Origin of the sequence: Curtobacterium flaccumfaciens, from assembly GCF_051548005.1 — a bacterium.
GTDB lineage: Bacteria > Actinomycetota > Actinomycetes > Actinomycetales > Microbacteriaceae > Curtobacterium.
The window spans coordinates 1-19,633 of record NZ_JBPUGH010000018.1 but is presented as its reverse complement, the minus strand read 5'-3'; the positions used below and the strand labels follow the sequence as shown (position 1 = coordinate 19,633).

Below are 19,633 nucleotides of genomic sequence, written 5' to 3'. Positions count from 1 at the left end.
AGGAGCACATGTCCGAGTTCGAGGGCAAGGTCGCCGTCGTCACCGGTGGCGGCAGCGGCATCGGCGAGGCCATCGCGAAGGAGCTCGCCGCGGCGGGCGCGGAGGTCGTCGTCACCGACATCAAGCAGGACGCCGCACAGCGCGTCGTGGGTGAGATCGAGGCCACCGGCGGGACCGCGAGCGCGTTCGAGGCGAACTCCGCGCTGGCCGCCGACAACGAGCGCATGGTGCAGTTCGCGGTCGACACGTACGGCGCACTCCACCTCGCGGTGAACAACGCGGGCATCGGCGCAGCCCCGCAGCCGATCGGCGAGTACGACGTCGCCGCCTGGGACCGCGTCCGTGCGGTCGACCTCGACGGTGTCTTCTACGGCCTCCGCTACGAGATCCCCGCGATGCTCGCCGCCGGCGGGGGCGCGATCGTGAACATGTCCTCGGTGCTCGGCTCGGTCGGCATCGCCCAGAACGCCGCGTACGTCGCGTCGAAGCACGCGCTCGTCGGGCTCACCAAGGTCGCCGCGCTCGAGTACACCGCGCAGGGCGTCCGCACCAACGCGGTCGGCCCGGGCTTCATCGACACCCCGCTCGTCCGCTCGTCGCTCTCGGCCGAGGCGCTCACGGCACTCGAGCAGGAGCACGCCGCCGGTCGCCTCGGCACCGACGCCGAGGTCGCAGCGCTCGTGCTCTTCCTGCTGAGCGACAGGGCGTCCTTCATCAGCGGCAGCTACCACCTGGTGGACGGCGGCTACAGCGCCCACTGACGTGGGCAGACGGACGGGAGGCCCGGATCACGTGACCGACGTCGGTCACGGGACCCGCGCCTCCCGTCCGTCCCCGACCGGAGCGATGCGTCAGCCGACCAGCGTGATCGCGTCGTGGGGGAGCAGGGCGTGCACGCCCCACGTGCGGTTCGCGACCTGGGTGACCCGCATGCTCACCGCGACGCTCGCCATGGCGAGCGCTTCGGCACGACCGATGCTGAACATGCTAGCGATCCACCCCACCATGGCGTCGAGGGCCGTCGTCGTCGCGGTGTTGAGGTCGGCGTCGAACCCGAACGTGATCCGACCGGCGGGGGTCGTCGCGTGGATGCCCGCGACGGGTGCGCCGTCGAGGACGTCGAGCGTCATCGTGGTCGTCATCCCGCACTCGATCGCCGTCCCCGAGACCTCGCCGTCTCCCTGGGCCGCGTGGCCGTCGCCCACCCACAGCACCGCGTCCGGCACGGTGACCGGGAGGAACAGCGTGGACCCGGCGACGAGTTCCCGGCAGTCGATGTTCCCACCGCCGACCGGTCGCGGCGGGATCGTCGAGTGCTCGCCCGTCGGTTCCGGCGGCAGCCCGACGACGCCGAGGAAGGGTGCCGTGCGGACGGACAGCCCGAGTTGGTTCCGGGCCGTGCGTCCCGCCCGGTCGATCTGCCACAGCAGCGGGCCGCGTTCGGCCGGCTCGACGAGCCCCAGCGCCCGGTTGACGGGGGTGTCGACGCCTCCGGAGCCGGTGTAGCCCCAGTCGTCGGGCACGAGTTCGTCGAACCGCACCGCCAGGACCTGACCCGGGCGGGCAGCGGTGACCGCGATCGGACCGACCAGGCAGTGGCCGCGTCGGGACGGCAGGAGCGTCGGGACCTCGGCTCCGGGCTCCGGCTGACGCTCGGTGTAGCCGGCTGCACTCAGCGTCCGGACCGTCACGGCGTCACCGGGATCCACCCGCAGCACTGGTGAGCGGTCGGCGTCGAACACGTCGGCAGCGGTGTCGGACGATGCGTCGATGCGATGTGCGGTCACGCGTCGATCCTCGCAGCCGCTCCACCCCTACTGGTGGAACTGCGGGATGGTCAGCCAGATCCCGAACAGCACCGCCGCGCCGCAGACCGCGAAGCACGTCCATGCGCCGACCACGGCGGGCAGCGGGGTGTGGCCGGACCGCGGCGTCTCCTCCGCGTACTGCGTCCGCTCACCGCCGGCGTCGACGGGCTGACCGGTCCCGAGCAGCCGCAGCCCGAGCGTGTAGAGCAGCACCACGCCCACCGCCGCGACGAACCCCACCCACGCGACCGTCGCGATCGCTCCGAAGTCGATGTCCATCTCGTCCTCCGATCAGGCCGCGACCGGCTGCTGGGCCGGCTGCTCGTCGTTGACGTTGTCCTGCGTCACCGGCTTGCGGCGCGCGAGGAAGAAGAAGCCGAGCCCGGCAGCGAGGGCGAGCACCGCGACGAGCACGAGCCCGATCGTCGAGGTCGCCGCCACCGCCGTCGCGAGCGCGCCCACGACCGCGGCCGCCGGGAGCGTGATCACCCACGCGACCACGATCCGGCCGACGACCGACCAATGCACGTCCGCGAGCTTCTTGCCGAGGCCGGACCCGATCACCGAGCCGCTCGTCACGTGCGTGGTGGAGAGTGCGAACCCGAGGTGCGACGACACCAGGATCGTGGCGGCCGAACTGGCCTCCGCGGCGAAGCCCTGCGGGGACTGCACATCCGAGATCCGCTTGCCGACCGTCCGCATGATGCGCCAGCCGCCCATGTACGTGCCGAGGCCGATCGCGAGGCCGCACGCCAGGATCACCCAGAGTGCCGGACCGCTGCCGGACGGCTGGTAGTTCGCGGCGATGAGGGTCAGCGTGATGACGCCCATCGTCTTCTGCGCGTCGTTCGTGCCGTGGGCGAGCGAGACGAGCGACGCGGAGATCGTCTGCCCGTGCCGGAACCCGGTCGCGGCGCCGTGCGTGGTGGCGTTCTTCGTGAGCGAGTAGGCGAGGTACGTCGCGACGAGGGCGATCACACCCGCGATGACCGGCGAGAGCAGCGCCGGGAGCACGACCTTCGACACGACGGTCGCCCAGTCGACCGAGTTCAGCCCGGCGCCGATGATCGACGCGCCGATGAGCCCGCCGAACAGTGCGTGCGTGGACGACGACGGCAGGCCGAAGTACCACGTCGCGAGGTTCCACAGCACGGCGCCGACGAGGCCCGCGAAGATCATCACGGGGGAGATGTGGACGCCGTCCTGGCCCTCGCGGATGATGCCCTGCGAGACGGTCTTGGCGACCTCGGTGGAGAGGAACGCGCCGACCACGTTGAGGACGGCGGAGATGAGCACGGCGGTCCGGGGCTTCAGGGCTCCGGTGGCGACCGAGGTGGCCATGGCGTTCGCGGTGTCGTGGAAGCCGTTCGTGAAGTCGAACACGAGGGCCACCACGATCACCAGCACGACGGTGACGAGGACGTCCATGCGCGGAACGGTAGGCCCGCCCCGAGCCCGCTGCGTGAACACCGGGTGAACACGCCACGGAACCCGTGCGGCAGCGGCCCGTCTGCCAGGATGCAGAGGTGCCGACCTTCTCCGCAGCCCGAGGGGACTCCTCGTTCACCGACGCGCACGGCGTCGAGATCGTCTACTCGACCTGGCGCGCCGGCAAACCGAAGGGCGTCGTGCAGATCGCGCACGGCGTCGGCGAGCACTCGCTCCGCTACGAGCCGCTCGCACAGGACCTCGTGCGCGCCGGGTGGACGGTCGTCGCCAACGACCACCGCGGCCACGGTCGGACCGGGCTCGCGCAGTGGGACGGCGACCACGCGAAGCTCGGCCGGCTCGGGCCCGGGGGCCTGCGCGCCGCGATCGCAGCGGTCGAGCAGCTGAGCGCCCTCGCCCGCGAGGACACCCCCGGCGTCCCGCTCGTCCTGCTCGGGCACTCGTGGGGGTCGCTCATGGCGCAGCGGATCGTCAACACCTCGAGCGCGCTCTACGACGGCGTCGTGCTCTCCGCGACCGCGTACCGGTTGCCCGGGTGGATGAACAGCGGCGACCTCAACGCGCGGTTCGCCGGGGCCGGACCGACGAAGTACGAGTGGATCAGCCGTGACCGGGCGGTGATCGACGCGATCGGCCTGGACCCGCTCGCGGTCGAGGCCGACGTCATCCGGCTCTTCGGGCTCCCGGACACCTTGCGATTGCTCGGGGTGCCACGGCGGGGGATCCCGCACGACCTCCCGATGCTCCTGCAGGTCGGGTCCGACGACACCCTCGGCGGACCGCGGTCGGTCGAGCGTCTGGCCCGGGCGTACCGGTCGCGCGGGAAGCTGTCGGACGTCGAGGTGCGCGTGTACGAGGGGGCGCGGCACGAGGTCTACAACGAGACGAACCGCGACGAGTTCGTCGGCGACCTCGTCGCGTGGCTGGAGCGCGCGGTCGCGCGCTGACGGCGGCGCGGCGGTCGGCGGTCGGTCCGTCGGTCCGTCGGTCCGTCGGTCCGTCGGCATCGTCGGTCGTCCGGAACCAGGTTCCGGACACAGCACCGTGGAGAAGCGTGGTTCCGTGTCCGGAACCAGGTTCCGGCGGTGGGGTGGACGTGCGCACGGGACGGACTGGAGGCACGGTGCGGCGCCGCCACGCGCCTCCGGGCAGACACGTGGCGGCGTAGGGTCGTGGTGTGCACGGTGAGTACAAGGTCCCAGGCGGGAAGCTCGTCGTCGTCGACCTCGAGGTCGTCGACGGATCGATCCAGGAGTTCCGGCTCGCCGGCGACTTCTTCCTCGAACCCGACGACGCGCTCCCGCTGATCGACGCCGCCGTGAACGGCCTGCCGTCGACGACGGACGCCGCGGGGATCGCCGCCGCCGTCCGCGGCGCACTGCCCGAGGGCGCCCAGCTGCTCGGCTTCACGCCCGAGTCGGTCGGTGTCGCCGTCCGTCGGGCCCTCTCGCGGGCGTCGTCGTGGCAGGACTACGACTGGGAGGTCATCCACGAGGGGCCGATCTCCCCGAACGAGCACCTCGCGCTCGACCAGGTGCTCACCGAGGAGGTCGGCGCCGGCCGACGTGGTCCGACGCTCCGCATCTGGGAGTGGGACGAGTCGGCGGTCGTGATCGGCTCGTTCCAGTCCCTCAAGAACGAGGTCGACCCCGAGGGCGCCGAGAAGTACGGCGTGCAGGTCGTGCGGCGGATCTCCGGCGGCGGCGCGATGTTCATGGAGGCGGGCGCGATCATCTCGTACTCGCTCTACGTGCCGGCCGACCTCGTGCAGGGCATGACCTTCGCCGACTCGTACGCCTACCTCGACGAGTGGGTGATCGAGGCGCTGAAGTCCCTCGGCATCGACGCGTACTACCAACCGCTCAACGACATCACCTCGGCGAAGGGCAAGATCGGCGGGGCCGCACAGAAGCGCCTCGGCACCGGTGCGGTCCTGCACCACGCGACGATGAGCTACGACATGGACGGCCAGAAGATGGTCGAGGTGCTCCGGATCGGGCGCGAGAAGATGAGCGACAAGGGGACGACCTCGGCGGCGAAGCGCGTCGACCCGCTCCGGTCGCAGACCGGCCTGCCCCGTGCGGAGGTCATCGAGCGGCTGATCGGCACGTTCACGAAGCTCTACGGCGCGCACGAGGGGCACGTCACCGAGGCCGAGCGGCAGCGGGCGCGGGAGCTCATCGCGACGAAGTTCGCGACGAAGGAGTGGCTCGAACGCGTGCCCTGATCGCGGCGCCCCAGATGGGGCCCCCGGACTGGGGTCGATGTTTGTGCATAGAACCCTGTCCGCACTATGGGGGACCGAGGTAGATTCTCGGCCAGGAGTCGAGAGCTGCTCAGGCCACCCTGGACGGTCGTCGCAGCGGTGACTCCCGGCACCGGTCAGCCGCGCCCGTGAACCGTCTCGGGGGGAAGACGCCGCCTGCCGACACCGCTACCCGATCCCGTGTGTCGGCGCTCTTCGGCGTGCCTCGGCGCGCGGGAACGGATCCTCATGCACAAGATCGTCACCGGTGTCGTCGCGGGTGCCGCGGGCGTCGCCCTCCTCCTCGGTGGAGCGGGTTCGCTCGCGCTCTGGAACGCGAACGCCTCCAGTGCCGCGGGCATCGTCAGCTCCGGCTCGCTCACGCTCACTGCGCTGGACGACGGCACCTGGACGGACGTCACGAACGGTCGGTCGGTCACCATCGACCCGTCGAAGGTGCTCATGGTGCCGGGCAACAAGTACCAGTTCACGCAGACCCTCTCGATCGGCGCCACGGGCGACGACCTGTCCGCCGATCTCACCTACGCCCCGCAGAGCATCACCGGCGACGCCGGACTCCTCGCCGCGACGACGAAGACGCTCTCGGTGACCTCCGCGAGCGGCACCGTCGTCCAGCAGGCGGACCCGAACGCGAACACGTTCCGGGTCTCGCCGTCGTCCACGGCGTCGCGGGTGAAGGTCCTGTTCACGATCGAGCTGCCGAGCTCGGCCACGACGGGGCAGAACGGCTCCGTCAACGTCGGTGCACTGGCCTTCACGCTGACGCAGCGGGCCATCGGGTCCTGAGCGTGGAGCCGCTCGCCCGACCCCGTGCACGCCACCGTGCCCCGCGCCGGCGACGCTGGCCGGTGGCGCTCGGTGTCGTGCTCGTCGCCGTCGTCACCGCGTCCGTCGTCGCGACCGGTGGGACGTACGCGCTCTGGAACGCAGCGGCGGGGACGAGCAACGCGGTCACCATCACGTCCGGCAGCGCGACCATCCGGGTGAGCGTCCTCAGCGCGATGCGGTCGCCGGCCCTCGCTCCGGGATCGAGCACCACGGGGACCTTCACGGTGCGGAACACCGGGACCGTCCCGCTCTCGATGCGGGTCGCCACCACGGCGACGAAGGTCTCGTACGTCAGCGTGCCGGACAGCACCGTGCTCGGGACGCAGACGCTCCACCTCAACTCCGTGCAGTCGGCTGCCTCCTGTCGACCCGGCACCGGTGGAGCCTCCGGCCCCCTCGCCTCGTTCGACACCGGCAGCGGGTACTTCACCCTGCCGGTCGGCGTCACCGCGACCGCGTGTGTCGAGATCGTCGTCGCGCGGGATGCGCCGCAGAGCGTGTCGGGCGCGGTCACCGACTTCACGCTGACCGTGACCGGGACGCAGGTGCCGTCGTGATGCGCCTCCGACTCCTCGCCTTCGCGGCCGTCGTCGCCGCGCTCGTGGTCGGCGCACCGAGCGTGGCGTGGGCGCTGTGGACCGCGACGGGCAGCAACTCGTCCAGCACGACCATGGGCAAGCCAGCGGGCTCGATCAGCGGGACGGACGACATGACCGTGACGTTCTCGTCGACCGTGCGCTCCGTCACGAAGCCGATCACCCTCACGAACACGGGCAACCTCGCCGGGACGACCACCACGAGCGTCGCGGTCGTCGACGGGAGTTCGACCGCCCTCGCGGCGGCCGTCGACGTCGTCGCCTGGCCGGTCGTCGGCGCCGGGTCGTGCACGGACACAGCCGCAGTCGGCAGTGGGGCGCTCTCCGGGACCTGGGCGTCCCTTCCCAGCCTCACCTCGTCGCTCGACCTCGGCGCGTCCGCGGTGTGGTGCGCGCGCAGTACGATCCGTGCCGACGCGCCTCCGAGCGCGACGGCGAACGTCCGGGTCTCGCTCACGGTGCAGCGTGCCGGCTGGACGTCGGACGCGGTGACCGGCGGGTTCTACCTCAACAGCCCGGCGGCCGGCTCGTGACCGCGGTCGTGCCGCGCCGAGGTGCGCACCTCGCCCCGCGCCGGCGTGCTCGGACCGCGCCCGAGCGGCGCCGGAGCGGGCTCGCGGTGGTCGTGCACGCCGTGGCCCTCGGTGCCGGCATCGGTGCCCTGGCGATCGTCGCGCTGCTCGCGCTCGTCCTGGTCGTCGTGCCGAAGGCGACCGGGTCCCTCCCGCTCACGGTGCTCACACGGTCGATGGAGCCGACCCTGCCTGCCGGCACCCTCGTCGTCGTCCGGCCCACCGCCGCGGCCGACGTCCGGGTGGGGAACGTCCTGACCTACCAGCTGCGCTCGGGGGACCCGACGGTGGTGACGCACCGGGTCGTCGCGGTGACGACGGCGTCGGACGGCTCGCGCAGGTTCCAGCTCCAGGGCGACGCCAACCCGGCACCCGACCCCGCTGACGTCCTGCCCGTGCAGGTCCGTGGCGTCGTCTGGTACAGCGTGCCCTGGGTGGGGTGGGTGAACCAGGCCGTGAACGGCTCGCGTCCCTGGCTGGTACCGACGCTCGCCGGCCTGCTCATCGCCTACGGGGCGGTCTCGGTCGCGTCCGGCGGCGTGGAAGCGGCTCGCCGGCGACGACGGCCTGCACGTCACGCCCGCCGTGTCGTCGCGCACGGAACGATCTCCGGTTCGCCGGAGGACGGGACGACCGCACGAGCGAACTGACCGCGAGCGCGACTCCGCTCATCGGTCAGGGCTTCGCGCCGTTGCCGTACGAGCCGTGCAACGTGGTGTCCTGGAACGCCGTCTGATCAGTCTGCACGACGGGGACGCGGTCCCCGCGCCACGGCGTGGTCGGCGGCCCGGGAGGGGGGAACCGGGCCGCCGCTTCCCCAGTCTCGGTGTCCTCCCCAAGAACGACGTGTGTGGATCAGGAGAATCCCCCGCGCGGCTGATGTCGGCACCGGGTCCCCCACGTAGCGTCGTGCACGTGAACTGGTTGATCCTCCTGGGGGCGGTGTCCGCCGCGGTCGTCGCGATGTGGGTCGCCGATCGCGCGGGGTGGATCGACCTGTCGAACAAGGCCACGCGCTCGGGCGGCTCCGGCGGTGTCGTGTCGATGATGGACGAGGTGTTCGCGCCGACCCGGCACGAGGCCCAGGCCGAGTACGAACGGCAGTCGCGGTTGCCACGGGAGGCACCGACGCCGGCCGACGACGACCACGACCTGCTGAGCGGGCACGTGCTCATCAAGGTGCCGGGTGTCCGGGCAGGCGGTCGTCACGAGGTCCGCGCCGGGACCCACGACCGCACGTACTGACGGAACCGGGCGACCGCAGCCGCGCCGATCAGCGCGCGGTGAGCTCCTGGTAGTCCGGGTGCCGCTCGATCCAGGCCTTGACGTAGCTGCACAGGGGGACGACCGTGCGCGACGAGTTCGCGCGGACGTCGTCGAGCGCTGCCTGCACGAGCATCGACGCGTGTCCGCCGCCCCGGTGCTCGGGGTCGACCTCGGTGTGCACGAAGCGGATCTCGTCGCCCTCGATCTCGTACGCGGCGAGCCCGATCACCTCCCCGTCCTCGACGAGGGAGTACTGCTGCTGCTCGGTGTCGTTCCGGACCTCGGGTGTCGCCATGCGGACGACGCTACGCCGCACGGCCCGAAGAAGGGGCTGTGAGGCGGCCGTGCGGAGCGCTACGCTCCGCCACGTGCAGCACCACGACGAGCTCCCGTTCCGCTTCCGGACACCGCCGGGATGGCCCTCGCCCTCGGACGACTGGGTGGCCGGGCACCCGCTCGTCGAACCGGTACCGGGCTGGACTCCCGTGCCGGACGTCCCACCCGCGCCGACGGGGTGGGTCTTCTGGCAGACGGACCGCCGTGCGCTCCGCGCCTTCCTGCCCCCGTCCGCGCGCCGGCTCGTCGTCGCACGGGCCGCCGGTGCGGTGCTCGCGGTGCTCGGCCTCGTCGCGGGCGCCGTCGCGTCGTTCCGCGGCAGCGTGCTCGCCTTCGCGGTGCTCCCGGTGATCATCGCCGGCGTCGCGCTGGTGGTCGTGGCGGGTGCACGTCTGCTCGACCTCCGGACGGCGACGATCCGCGAGATCAACGGCATCGTGCTCGGTGACGGCACACCGCTCGACACCCCGTGGGACGTCCCCGGCGCGCTCCCCTTCCGGGCGGCCGACCCGGCGGCGTCCGACCGTCGGCTGCGACGCTCGGACGGCCGGGCGCTCGCACTCGTCGCGGGTGCGGCCGCGCTCGTGCTCGTCGCCGGCGTGACCGCCGCGGCGGTCCCGACCTCCCGTGTCCTGGTCGCGCTGGCCGACCAGGGGAGCGCCGCGGTGCAGCAGGCTTCGCCGGACGACGGCTCGGGCGGACAGGGCGCCGCCCCTGGCGACCCGTCCAGCACTCCGGCCGCCCCGGACGACGGCAGCGACGCGGACCACGGTGACGGGTGGGAGGACCCGCAACCGTTCGTGACCCGGGACGGCGCGGTGACGGTCGCGTTCCTCGGCGACGACGACAGTGCCGAGGCGACGTGCGGCACGGTCGGCGTCGACACGGACCGAGGCTGCTGGTCGTGGTACGCCACCGGCGAGTGCGACGGCCGCCTCGCGGTGACGATCGGGTTCTCGGCGACCGAGGACGGGCCGGTCACCCGTACCGTGCACCGGACGGTCGAGGTCGACCAGGACGACCCGGCGGCCTTCGTCGAGACGGGGACCGAACAGTACGCCGTGGTCGAGGACGCCGCGTGCACCGACGCGCGACCGAAGTCCCCGATGGGCCTCACCCGCAAGGACGTGCTCGACCCGAGCGCCGCTCCGGACGGCTCCTGGCCGACCGCGTGCGACGACCTCGGCTGCACCGGGTGGACGATCACGTCCGACCAGAGCTGCGCCGACGCCCAGGCCGTCTACCGCGTCGACGAGCCGGTGGGGGTACTGGACGGCCCGCACTCCGTGGCGGTCGAGTCGCCCGTCGTCGCCGGCCGCCCGGTGACGATCTACGCCGCGGGGGTGCTCGACCAGGACGAGGCGCAGCTCGTCCAGGTCACCTGCCCCTGACACCCGTGCGCCGGCCGCGGTCGTCCGTGCGCGAGGATGGACCCGTGCACGACGACCGCGGACCGGACCGGGTGGTCCACGGGGACGCCCTCGACGTCCTGACCACGCTCGACGACGGGTCCTTCACGCTCGTCTACCTCGACCCGCCGTTCAACACCGGCCGGAAGCAGCGTCGACACGCGAGCACGGCCGTCCGGAGCGCGGACGACGCGGCGTCGGCTCCCGGTCGTCGCGAGACGGTCACGGGCTTCCGCGGTGGCACGTACGAGCGGGTCCGCGGCGACCTGCTCCGGTTCGACGACCGCTTCGACGACTACTGGTCGTTCCTCGAACCCCGGCTGCTCGAGGCCTGGCGGGTCCTCGCTGACGACGGGACCCTCTACCTGCACCTCGACTACCGGGAGTCGCACTACGCGAAGGTGCTGCTCGACGCGCTCTTCGGCCGCGAGTCGTTCCTCAACGAGATCGTCTGGGCCTACGACTTCGGGGCGAAGTCGAAGACGCGGTGGCCGACGAAGCACGACACGATCCTCGTGTACGTGAAGGACCCTGCCCGGTACCACTTCGACTCCGCGGCGGTGGACCGTGAGCCGTACATGGCACCCGGGCTCGTGACGCCCGAGCAGCGGGAGCGCGGCAAGCTCCCGACGGACGTCTGGTGGCACACGATCGTGTCGCCGACGGGGCGCGAGAAGACCGGGTACCCGACGCAGAAGCCCGAGGGTGTCCTGCGGCGCATCGTCCAGGCGTCCTCCCGCGAGGGCGACTGGGTGCTCGACTTCTTCGCCGGCAGCGGCACCACCGGCGCGGTCGCGTCCACGCTCGGCCGCCGCTACGTGCTCGTCGACGACAACGCCGCCGCGATCGACGTCATGCGCCGTCGACTCCCCGGCGCCTCGTTCTCCGCCGTCGGCTGACGGCGGAGAACGGGCGGTTGATCGGCTGGTCGGCTACTCGGCCGAGTGGCGACCGTGCGGGTGGTCGCCCTGGTCCGGCCGGGAGGCACGGCTCGCCTCCGCCGGGTCGGCCTGCGGCGCCGGCGTGGTCGCGTCCGGGGCGGACGCATCCGTTCCGTCGGCCGGTGCGGCGTGCGCCGGACGGGTCCGGATGGTGCCCGTCGTCGTCGGCGGCTCGTCCACCGGCGCGGCAGCCGAGTGTGCGCCGTGGGTCGTCGCGTCGGGCAGCGGGGCACGGGTGTCGGCCGCGGCCGGCGATGCGGGAGCCGACCATCCGTTGGACGCGACGGGTCCGGCGGGGGAGGCCGTGCCTCCCGGCTGGTCCTGACGGGGGACCGTCACGTCCGGCGAGGTCGGCACCACGTCCATCGACCCGGTGTGCGGGGTGACGAGCGAGCCCGTGTTCGCGGCGGCCTCCTGCGCGTCGGCGGTGAGGCGGTCCTGCCCGTCCTTCGCGGCGTTCGCCTGCTCCTGCAGGGCCGACACCTTGCGGAGCGGCGGGACCCGGAAGAACCAGGTGAGCACGAACGCGAGCAGGATCACGCCGAGGCCGACGTAGTAGACGGTGACCGCGGAGCTGCTGAAGCCGACGAGGAACGACCGGGTGAGCCGCGGGTCCGCGCCGTTGAGGAACGACGTGTCGCTCGTCGTCGAGGAACTCGACGAGCTCGTCGTGCCCTTCTCGAGCTGCTTCTTGATCGTCGGAGCGACCTCGTCGACGACGTTCTTGCGCTGCGTCGCGTTCGCGTAGTCGACCTGGACCGTCCCGTCGACGACCTCGGCCTTCGCCTGGGACGCGACCTGCTCGAGCGCCTGCTGCTCGGCGTCGGGCTTGGCTGCCGCGACCTGTTCGGCGATGACCGACTCCGCGGAAGCGGCAGGGACCTGGCCGGCGGCGACGGCCTGCTGGACCTTCGCGATGACCTGCTCCGTGACGGCCTCGTCCGCGGCGGCCTTGGCCTTCGCGGCACCCGCGTTGAGCTGGTCCTGCACGTTGGACTGGATCGGGTCGACGATCTTGTTCCAGATCTGGTCCATGACCGCCTTGTTGTCCGAGGCGTTCGCGACGGACGGGGTCAGCGCGGCGTTGAGGCTGCTCTTCAGCGTGGACTCGTTCTGCAGCGCCGTGGTGATGTTCGTCGGCATGAGCGAGAACAGGACGGAGAGCAGGACGGCCGTGCCCATGGTGCCGCCGATCTGGCGGAAGAAGGTCGCCGCGCTCGTGGCGACGCCGATGTCCCGCGGGGACACCGAGTTCTGCGCGGCGAGGGTCAGGGTCTGCATGAGCTGCCCGAGCCCGAGTCCGATGCCGAACATGCCGAGCATGAGGAACCACAGCGGGCTGTCGGCGGTGAGGAACGTCAGCACCGTGAAGCCGATCGCCGTGAACGCCGTGCCGGTGACGGGGAACACCTGGTACTTGCCGGTGCGGGAGATGATCTGACCCGAGGCGATCGACGCGATCATCAGGCCGAGGACCATCGGCAGCATCGCGAAGCCGGACTCGGTCGGCGTGACGCCCTTCACGATCTGCAGGTACAGCGGGATCGTGAGCATCGCGCCGAACATGCCGAAGCCGACGAGCACGCTGAGGACCGCGGCCATCGAGAACACGTGCGAGTGGAAGAGCTTCAGCGGCAGGATCGCGTTGTCGCCCATCGCCCGCTCGACGATGACGAACGCGATGAGCCCCAGGAGGCCGACGGCGTAGCAGGCGATCGAGCCAGCCGACCACCATCCCCAGTCGCGGCCCTGCTCGGCGACGAGGAGCAGCGGCACGAGGGTGACGATGACGAGCGCCGCACCCCACCAGTCGATGCGCGGCTTGCCGCGGTCGCCGAACTTCGGCAGGTGCAGGAACGTCGTCACCATGATCAGCGCGATGATGCCGATCGGGACGTTGATCAGGAACACCCAGCGCCAGCCGGAGATGAACGCGATCTCGGACGCGCCGGCGAAGAGACCACCGACGAGCGGGCCGATGACGCTCGAGATGCCGAACACGGCGAGGAAGTAGCCCTGGTACTTCGCGCGCTCGCGGGGAGCGAGCATGTCGCCCATGATCGCGAGCGGCAGGGACATGAGGCCACCGGCGCCGAGGCCCTGCAGGGCTCGGAAGCCGGCGAGCATCAGCATCGAGGTGGAGAACGACGCGAGCAGCGACCCGACGATGAAGATGCCGATCGCGGTCAGGAACAGCGGGCGACGGCCGAAGATGTCGGAGAGCTTGCCGTAGATGGGCGTGGTGATCGTGCTGGCGATCAGGTAGCCGGTGGTCACCCAGGCCTGCTGGTCGAGTCCGTGCAGATCGTCACCGATCGTCCGGATCGCGGTGCCGACGATCGTCTGGTCGAGGGCACCGAGGAACATGCCGGCCATGAGGCCGTAGATCACCAGCAGGATCTGCCGGTGGTTCATCACGGCGTTCGAGGACGTCGTGGGAGCCGCGGGTGCGGTCGCGGTCTGGGTCATGAGCAGGTCTCCCGAAACTTTGCGCTGGGTGCAAAGTTACAACCCCCGCAAGGCGAAGGTCCGCCCGGAGCCCGTTCCTGAGTGGATCGGCAGCCCTCCGGCTGCTGCCGACCAGCCGGAGGCTACGCCTGTGTCTCCCTACGCGCCGAGGGCGGCGTCGACGATCTCCTTGGCCTCGCGCTGGACCTGCTCGAGGTGCTCTTGGCCGACGAAGCTCTCGGCGTAGATCTTGTAGACGTCCTCGGTGCCGGACGGTCGCGCGGCGAACCAGGCCCGGTCGGTGACCACCTTGACGCCGCCGACCGCCGCGTCGTTGCCCGGCGCCTTCGACAGCTTCGCCGTGATCGGGTCGCCCGCGAGCGTGTCCGCGGTGATGGCGTCGCCGTCGAGCTTCGACAGGCGTGCCTTCTGCTCCTTGCTCGCCGCGGCGTCCACGCGCTGGTAGACGGGGGCGCCGAACCGCTCGGTCAGCTCGGCGTAGAGCTGCGACGGGGTCTTGCCGGTCACCGCGATGATCTCCGAGGCGAGGAGCGCCAGGATGATGCCGTCCTTGTCGGTGGTCCACGCGGTGCCGTCCTTGCGGAGGAAGCTCGCGCCTGCGGACTCCTCACCGCCGAACGCCACCGAGCCGTCGATGAGGCCGGGGACGAACCACTTGAAGCCGACCGGGACCTCCCACAGCCGGCGCCCGAGGGACTCCGCCACCCGGTCGATGATGCTCGACGAGACGAGGGTCTTCCCGATCGCGGCGTCGTCGCGCCACTCCGGGCGGTGGGCGTACAGGTACTCGATCGCGACCGCGAGGTAGTGGTTCGGGTTCATCAGGCCGGCGTCCGGCGTCACGATGCCGTGCCGGTCGGAGTCGGCGTCGTTGCCCGTGAGCACGTCGAACTCGTCCTTGCGGGCGACCACGGACGCCATCGCGCTCGCGCTCGACGGGTCCATGCGGATCTTGCCGTCCCAGTCGAGGGTCATGAACGCCCACGTCGGGTCGACCTCGGGGTTCACCACGGTGAGGTCGAGGCCGTAGTGGTCGCGGATGCGTTCCCAGTACGGCAGCGACGCCCCGCCGAGGGGGTCGGCGCCGATGCGGACCCCGGCGCGCTTGATCGCGTCGATGTCGATGATGTTCTCGAGGTCTGCCACGTAGGAGCCGAGGTAGTCGTAGCCCTCGGCAGCGGTGGCGTCCTGGCGCTGTACGTCCGCGTTGCCGCCGGCGATGATGGCGTTCGCGCGGTCGGCGATCCAGCTCGTGGCGTCACTGTCCGCCGGGCCGCCGTGCGGGGGGTTGTACTTGAAGCCGCCGTCGCGGGGCGGGTTGTGGCTCGGCGTGATGACGATGCCGTCCGCAGTGTCCGGGTTGCCGGCGCGGTTGTAGGCGATGATCGCGTGGCTGAGGGCGGGGGTCGGGACGTACCCGTCGGCGCTGTCCGCCAGCACCCGGACGCCGTTCGCGGCGAGGACCTCGAGCGCGGTCCGCTCGGCCGGGGCGGAGAGGGCATGGGTGTCGCGCCCGATGAAGAGCGGGCCGTCGGTGCCCTGCTGGGTCCGGTACTCGACGATCGCCTGCGTGATCGCGGCGATGTGGGTGTCGTTGAACGCGGTGTCGAGGGACGAACCGCGGTGGCCCGAGGTACCGAAGACGACCTTCTGCTCGGGGACCGAGACGTCCGGGACGCGCTCGTGGTACGCGGCGAGCAGGGCGTCGAGGTCGACGAGGTCGTCGGCGGTCGCGGGGGTTCCGGCGCGGTCGTTCATGGGTCCATCCTGGCACCGGGTCTCGGTGCGCGTGCTGGTCGTCCGTGTCGCGCGGCCGGTCGGGCTCCGGGCGGCCCGGGTACCGGGGTGCCCCGGGTGTTCGGCGGGGGTGGGAACGAAGCGAGCGGTCGCCCGGCCCGGATCGGTAGGGGGGACGATCCGGTGGGCGACCGCTCGCGGTCAGGGGGTGGCGCTGTCGAGGCTCAGGCGGTGCGGAACGAGCCCGTCGCCGTGCGGAGCGAGCCCGTCGCGGTCCGGAACGAGCCGGTCGCGGTGCGCACGGAGCCCGTCGCGGTCGTGCCACGGGTCGCCTGCGTGTCGACGAAGCGTCCGAGGGTGCTCGTGACGGGGACGCCCGTGTAGGTGCCGAGCGGGCGCTCGGCCGCGGTGACGGCGTAGGCGCCGAGCTCATCGCGCCGCGTGGTGCCGCTCACGTAGGAGCCGCTGAAGGGGAAGTCGCGGTTCTGCATGGAAGCGATGGTACCCGCCTGTCTTGAATCATGCAAAACAAACGGTCCGGCGAGGAGCCTGGTCGGCGAGGAGCTCAGGCGATGAGCTCGCAGAACGTCCGGCCCTCGGCCGTCCAGCTCTGCCGTGCGAGCAGCCCCGCCTCGGCGGCGTGGCCGTGCAGGGCGTCGAGTCCGACCTCGGCCCACGGGAACGCTGCGCTCTCGTGGCCCTCGGCGTCCATCACGCGGGCGGTGTACGTCCGGTCGGCGGCACGGTCCGGGTTCGTCTCGACGACCACGCGGCCGCCGGGGCGGACGATCGCGCGACACCGGGCCAGGAGAGCCGTCGGGTCACCGCCGATGCCGACGTTCCCGTCGATGACGAGCGCGGTGTCCCAGTGCCCCTCGTCGGGGACCGTGTCGAACACGGAGCCCTGGACGGCGTTGCCTCCGGAACGGCGGGCGATCGCGACCGCCTCCGCCGAGACGTCGACCCCGAGCGAGGGCAGACCGACGGCCCGCGCGGCGACGAGCATCCGACCCGGCCCGCAGCCGATGTCGATGACCCCGCCGTCGGCGTCGTCGAGCAGCGACCGGTCGACCCGGTCGGCAGCGGCGCTCCAGCGGCCGACGTCCATCGTGACGACGGTGCCCGGGCGGTCCGGGTCGGTCAGCCGCAGTCGTCCGTCGGAGCGGAGCGCGCGGGCGTACGGCTCGCCGCCGCCGGCACCGAACGTCATCGGGGCGTGCATGGTCATCGGGCACCTCCGGAGGTCGTGCGCTCGGACGCGAGTGCTGCAGCGAACGCGGATTCGGGAGCGAGTTCGGCCACGCGGTCGGCGTCCGCGATCTCGTCCACGTCGAGCAGGGGCGTGAGGTCGCCGACGTCCAGTCCGGCGTCCACGAGTCGGGCGCGCTGCACGGCCCCGGTGTCACCACGGGACATCGGCACGCCACGGATGAGCGAGCCGTCCGGGACGTGCAGGTACAACGCCCAGAAGCCGCCGTCCTCCGCCGGGCCGAACCAGGCATCGCGCTCCGGGTGCTCGAACACCGCGGCCACGTCGTCCGGGCGCACCTGCGGGGTGTCCATGCCGACGAGCAGGAGCGGGCCCTGGACGGCGTCGAAGAGCGTGCCGAGACGCTCGTCGAGGTCGCCGGTCGGCTGCGGCAGGACGTGGAAGCCCTCCGCCGCCGCCGGGACGACCTCGCCGTCGAAGAACAGGATGCGACGGGCGGCCGGCAGGGCGCGCACCGTCGCCAGGGTGTCCGCGAGGCTGGCGGCGGCGACGCGGGCGGCGCCCTCGGGGCCGAGCGCCGGGATGAGCCGGGTCTTGACGCGGCCCGGCAGGCACTCCTTGGCGACGACCGCGACCGTCACGGCGGTCACGAGCGGACGCCTTCGACCGGACCGGCCACGTGCTCGAGGGGAGCGGTGTCGGCGGGGGTGGGGCGAGCCTCCAGGCCGGTGGCGGTGACCGACGTGCGGACGGCGGTGCCCGGTCGGCGCTCGCCGGAGCGGTAGGCGCGGAGGAGACGCGACATGTCGCGGACCGCGTTGATCGTGCCGCGCAGCGTGCCGGTCACCTTGCTGTCGCCGATGCGCTGCGCGTACCCGATGTCGCTCTCGTCGACGCGGAGGCCGGCGGCGTGCGCGGCGAGGACCATCTCGAGCGGGTAACCGCTGCGGCGGTCCTGCAGGTCGAGGGCGACCAGCTGCTCGCGGCGCATCACCCGCATCGGGCCGAGGTCGCGGAGTCGGTAGCCGGTGGCGCGGCGCATGAGGATCGCGAGCACCCGGTTCGCGAAGCGGGCGTGCGGCGCCCAGGCCCCGCGGGAGGTCGGGACGCGACGGCCGAGCGCGAGGTCGGTGCGACCCGACACGACCCGGTCGAGCAGGCCGGGGAGTTCGGCCGGGTCCATCGAGGCGTCCGCGTCGCAGAACGCCACGAAGTCGGCAGTGGCGGCTGCGACGCCTGCCGCGCACGCCGAGCCGAAGCCGCGGCGGGGTTCCGTGACGACGAGGGCACCGTGTGCCCGGGCGACGTCGGCGGAGCCGTCGGTCGAGTCGTTGTCGACAACGATCGCCCGGTAGCCCTGCGGCAGGCGCCCGATCACGCGGGGGAGTGCGTCGGCCTCGTCGAGGCACGGCAGGATCACGTCGACGTTCATGCCGTCTGTTCGGTGCGGACGGCCGGATCGACGGGGATCACCGTGCGGATCGGGGTTCGCGGGACTCGCGGGCGTCGACGACATGGTGTCCACGGTGCCCGGTCGGCCTGATCGGAACCGGCCCGAGCTGTACCCCGCTGTCCAGATGCGGCGTCCCCCGATGTGGGGCGGCGGGGCCGTGGCGGCGGGGCCGGGCCGGCGGGACGGTGGAGCGGGCGGGCCGAGTCTCGTGGTGGCGGACAAGTCTCGCGCTCCTGGGCACGAGACTTGTCCGTCTGCACGAGACTCGCCGTACGCGGCACGAGACTCGGGGCGTGCGGTGACGCAGCGCGCGGCCCGGCGGCGTCAGCGCGCGGCCCGGCGGCGTCAGCGCACCGCGGCCCGCAGGGGCGCCGTCGCGAACTCGCGCATGCCCTGCTCGAAGTCCACCTCGGCGCGCCACCCGAGCTCCCGCCCGATCCGCTCCGACGACGCGGTCACGTGCCGGACGTCCCCGAGCCGGTACTCGCCAGTGACGACCGGCTGCGGTCCCTCGGGCCCGGCGATCGCGGCGGCCATCTCCCCGATGGTGTGGACGGTGCCCGAACCGACGTTGTACGCCCGGAAGGAGTCGTCCGGCAGGTCGGCGGTCGCCGCGATGGACGCTGCGTTGGCCCCGGCGACGTCGTCGACGTGCACGAAGTCCCGGCGCTGCCGACCGTCCTCGAAGACCCGGGGTGCCTCGCCACGGGCGAGTGCGGAGCGGAACAGCGACGCGACGCCCGCGTACGGCGTGTTCGCGGGCATGCCCGGCCCGTAGACGTTGTGGTAGCGGAGCGCGATGGCCCGGCCGCCGGTGGCCCGTGCCCACGAGGACGCGAGGTGCTCCTGCGCCACCTTGGTCTGCGCGTACACGTTGCGGGGGTCGAGTGCGGCGTCCTCGTCGATGAGGCCGGGGACGAGCGGCTGCCCGTCGGGCCCGATCGGGTCGAAGCGCCCGGCGTCGAGGTCCTCCCGGCGGCGTGCCGGCGGACGGGTCGGCTCGCCCGATGCGGTCGCGTACGCGCCCTCGCCGTAGACGACCATCGAACTCGCGACGACGAGTCGGCCGATGCCGTGCCGGTCCATCGCGGCGAGGACGTGCGCCGTCCCGGTGTCGTTCGAGGACACGTAGTCGGGGGCGTCCTGGAAGTCGACGCCGAGCCCGACCTTCGCGGCCTGGTGGCAGACGACGTCGATCCCGTCGAGGGCCGCGTCGAGGACGGCGTCGTCCCGGACGTCCCCGCGCACGAAGTCGACGCCGACGGGCACGGTCGCGGGCCGGCCGGACGCGCC

Annotated in this window: 21 protein-coding genes; 10 read left to right on the top strand and 11 right to left on the bottom strand. The window is 72.3% G+C overall.

All coding sequences use genetic code 11. The annotated features are described in order from the left end of the window. The first annotated feature begins 8 nt into the window (after nt 1-8). Nucleotides 9-761: an SDR family NAD(P)-dependent oxidoreductase gene (locus ACSW7Y_RS04320; RefSeq protein WP_438125107.1), complete on the top strand. Its 753-nt coding sequence runs from the start codon at nt 9-11 to the stop codon at nt 759-761. Between the two features lie 90 nt (nt 762-851). Here ACSW7Y_RS04320 and ACSW7Y_RS04315 read toward each other — a convergent pair whose 3' ends face one another. The 3 genes from ACSW7Y_RS04315 to ACSW7Y_RS04305 are packed head-to-tail and all read right to left on the bottom strand — an operon-like array spanning nt 852 to nt 3,236. Continuing rightward, nucleotides 852-1,787, bottom strand: a complete 936-nt coding sequence (locus ACSW7Y_RS04315; RefSeq protein WP_438125106.1) for an acetamidase/formamidase family protein — start codon at nt 1,785-1,787, stop codon at nt 852-854. A gap of 27 nt (nt 1,788-1,814) precedes the next feature. Then, nucleotides 1,815-2,087 carry a hypothetical protein gene (locus tag ACSW7Y_RS04310; RefSeq protein WP_438125105.1) on the bottom strand — a complete coding sequence of 91 codons (273 nt, stop codon included), beginning with the start codon at nt 2,085-2,087 and terminating at the stop codon, nt 1,815-1,817. A gap of 12 nt (nt 2,088-2,099) precedes the next feature. Continuing rightward, nucleotides 2,100-3,236, bottom strand: a complete 1,137-nt coding sequence (locus tag ACSW7Y_RS04305) for an anion permease (RefSeq protein ID WP_438125104.1) — start codon at nt 3,234-3,236, stop codon at nt 2,100-2,102. A gap of 98 nt (nt 3,237-3,334) precedes the next feature. Here ACSW7Y_RS04305 and ACSW7Y_RS04300 point away from each other — a divergent pair, with 98 nt between their 5' ends. The 7 genes from ACSW7Y_RS04300 (at nt 3,335) to ACSW7Y_RS04270 (ending at nt 8,764) form a co-directional block, all read left to right on the top strand. Then, on the top strand, nt 3,335-4,204 hold the full coding sequence (locus ACSW7Y_RS04300) for an alpha/beta hydrolase (protein ID WP_438125103.1): 870 nt from the start codon (nt 3,335-3,337) through the stop codon (nt 4,202-4,204). A 230-nt stretch (nt 4,205-4,434) separates the two neighbouring features. Further along, nucleotides 4,435-5,484, top strand: a complete 1,050-nt coding sequence (locus tag ACSW7Y_RS04295) for a lipoate--protein ligase family protein (RefSeq protein WP_438125102.1) — start codon at nt 4,435-4,437, stop codon at nt 5,482-5,484. A 267-nt stretch (nt 5,485-5,751) separates the two neighbouring features. Continuing rightward, the gene (locus tag ACSW7Y_RS04290) at nt 5,752-6,309 is read left to right on the top strand and encodes an alternate-type signal peptide domain-containing protein (protein WP_438125101.1); all 558 of its coding nucleotides are present in this window, start codon (nt 5,752-5,754) and stop codon (nt 6,307-6,309) included. 62 nt (nt 6,310-6,371) lie between these two features. Continuing rightward, the gene (locus ACSW7Y_RS04285) at nt 6,372-6,908 is read left to right on the top strand and encodes a TasA family protein (protein WP_438125100.1); all 537 of its coding nucleotides are present in this window, start codon (nt 6,372-6,374) and stop codon (nt 6,906-6,908) included. Next, on the top strand, nt 6,908-7,480 hold the full coding sequence (locus tag ACSW7Y_RS04280) for a hypothetical protein (RefSeq protein WP_438125099.1): 573 nt from the start codon (nt 6,908-6,910) through the stop codon (nt 7,478-7,480). The genes ACSW7Y_RS04285 and ACSW7Y_RS04280 overlap by 1 nt, the downstream gene beginning before the upstream one ends. An 86-nt stretch (nt 7,481-7,566) precedes the next feature. Next, nucleotides 7,567-8,169, top strand: coding sequence for a signal peptidase I (locus ACSW7Y_RS04275; RefSeq protein WP_438125098.1), 603 nt, complete (start codon nt 7,567-7,569; stop codon nt 8,167-8,169). A gap of 265 nt (nt 8,170-8,434) precedes the next feature. Beyond that, nucleotides 8,435-8,764: a hypothetical protein gene (locus ACSW7Y_RS04270; RefSeq protein WP_438125097.1), complete on the top strand. Its 330-nt coding sequence runs from the start codon at nt 8,435-8,437 to the stop codon at nt 8,762-8,764. A gap of 28 nt (nt 8,765-8,792) precedes the next feature. Here the strand turns inward: ACSW7Y_RS04270 and ACSW7Y_RS04265 are convergent, their stop codons facing one another. Then, entirely contained in the window at nt 8,793-9,080 is a 288-nt protein-coding gene (locus ACSW7Y_RS04265; protein WP_058724370.1) for a GNAT family N-acetyltransferase, read from the bottom strand. A 73-nt stretch (nt 9,081-9,153) separates the two neighbouring features. On the opposite strand from ACSW7Y_RS04265, the gene ACSW7Y_RS04260 reads away from it, so the two are divergent. Together ACSW7Y_RS04260 and ACSW7Y_RS04255 are read left to right on the top strand one after the other, a co-directional pair. Then, nucleotides 9,154-10,512: a hypothetical protein gene (locus ACSW7Y_RS04260; RefSeq protein WP_438125096.1), complete on the top strand. Its 1,359-nt coding sequence runs from the start codon at nt 9,154-9,156 to the stop codon at nt 10,510-10,512. 44 nt (nt 10,513-10,556) lie between these two features. Continuing rightward, nucleotides 10,557-11,429 (top strand): DNA-methyltransferase, encoded by an 873-nt coding sequence (locus tag ACSW7Y_RS04255; protein WP_438125095.1) that lies wholly within the window; start codon nt 10,557-10,559, stop codon nt 11,427-11,429. 33 nt (nt 11,430-11,462) lie between these two features. On the opposite strand, the gene ACSW7Y_RS04250 is transcribed toward ACSW7Y_RS04255, so the two are convergent. From ACSW7Y_RS04250 to ACSW7Y_RS04220, 7 genes are all read right to left on the bottom strand, one after another. Next, complete coding sequence (locus tag ACSW7Y_RS04250) at nt 11,463-13,940, bottom strand: DHA2 family efflux MFS transporter permease subunit (protein WP_438125094.1); 2,478 nt, start codon at nt 13,938-13,940, stop codon at nt 11,463-11,465. Nucleotides 13,941-14,078: 138 nt separating this feature from the next. Continuing rightward, a complete protein-coding gene (gene pgm / locus ACSW7Y_RS04245) occupies nt 14,079-15,698 on the bottom strand; it encodes a phosphoglucomutase (alpha-D-glucose-1,6-bisphosphate-dependent) (protein WP_438125093.1) in 1,620 nt (539 codons plus the stop codon). A 203-nt stretch (nt 15,699-15,901) separates the two neighbouring features. Beyond that, entirely contained in the window at nt 15,902-16,168 is a 267-nt protein-coding gene (locus ACSW7Y_RS04240) for a hypothetical protein (RefSeq protein WP_438125092.1), read from the bottom strand. A gap of 74 nt (nt 16,169-16,242) precedes the next feature. Further along, nucleotides 16,243-16,905 (bottom strand): class I SAM-dependent methyltransferase, encoded by a 663-nt coding sequence (locus ACSW7Y_RS04235; protein ID WP_438125091.1) that lies wholly within the window; start codon nt 16,903-16,905, stop codon nt 16,243-16,245. After that, on the bottom strand, nt 16,902-17,537 hold the full coding sequence (locus tag ACSW7Y_RS04230) for a TIGR04282 family arsenosugar biosynthesis glycosyltransferase (protein ID WP_438125090.1): 636 nt from the start codon (nt 17,535-17,537) through the stop codon (nt 16,902-16,904). Before ACSW7Y_RS04230 ends, ACSW7Y_RS04235 begins: the two co-directional genes overlap by 4 nt. Continuing rightward, complete coding sequence (locus tag ACSW7Y_RS04225) at nt 17,534-18,319, bottom strand: glycosyltransferase family 2 protein (protein ID WP_438125089.1); 786 nt, start codon at nt 18,317-18,319, stop codon at nt 17,534-17,536. Before ACSW7Y_RS04225 ends, ACSW7Y_RS04230 begins: the two co-directional genes overlap by 4 nt. 366 nt (nt 18,320-18,685) lie before the next feature. Then, on the bottom strand, nt 18,686-19,633 hold a 948-nt coding region (locus ACSW7Y_RS04220; protein WP_438125088.1), incomplete at its 5' end, for an NAD-dependent epimerase/dehydratase family protein.

Coding starts and splice junctions, on each gene's coding strand:
- ACSW7Y_RS04310 (WP_438125105.1), bottom strand. CDS start 2,087: ATGGACATCGACTTCGGAGCGATCGCGACGGTCGCGTGGGTGGGGTTC.
- ACSW7Y_RS04225 (WP_438125089.1), bottom strand. CDS start 18,319: ATGAACGTCGACGTGATCCTGCCGTGCCTCGACGAGGCCGACGCACTC.
- ACSW7Y_RS04320 (WP_438125107.1), top strand. CDS start 9: ATGTCCGAGTTCGAGGGCAAGGTCGCCGTCGTCACCGGTGGCGGCAGC.
- ACSW7Y_RS04280 (WP_438125099.1), top strand. CDS start 6,908: ATGCGCCTCCGACTCCTCGCCTTCGCGGCCGTCGTCGCCGCGCTCGTG.
- ACSW7Y_RS04265 (WP_058724370.1), bottom strand. CDS start 9,080: ATGGCGACACCCGAGGTCCGGAACGACACCGAGCAGCAGCAGTACTCC.
- ACSW7Y_RS04290 (WP_438125101.1), top strand. CDS start 5,752: ATGCACAAGATCGTCACCGGTGTCGTCGCGGGTGCCGCGGGCGTCGCC.
- ACSW7Y_RS04250 (WP_438125094.1), bottom strand. CDS start 13,940: ATGACCCAGACCGCGACCGCACCCGCGGCTCCCACGACGTCCTCGAAC.
- ACSW7Y_RS04240 (WP_438125092.1), bottom strand. CDS start 16,168: ATGCAGAACCGCGACTTCCCCTTCAGCGGCTCCTACGTGAGCGGCACC.
- pgm (WP_438125093.1), bottom strand. CDS start 15,698: ATGAACGACCGCGCCGGAACCCCCGCGACCGCCGACGACCTCGTCGAC.
- ACSW7Y_RS04305 (WP_438125104.1), bottom strand. CDS start 3,236: ATGGACGTCCTCGTCACCGTCGTGCTGGTGATCGTGGTGGCCCTCGTG.
- ACSW7Y_RS04235 (WP_438125091.1), bottom strand. CDS start 16,905: ATGACCATGCACGCCCCGATGACGTTCGGTGCCGGCGGCGGCGAGCCG.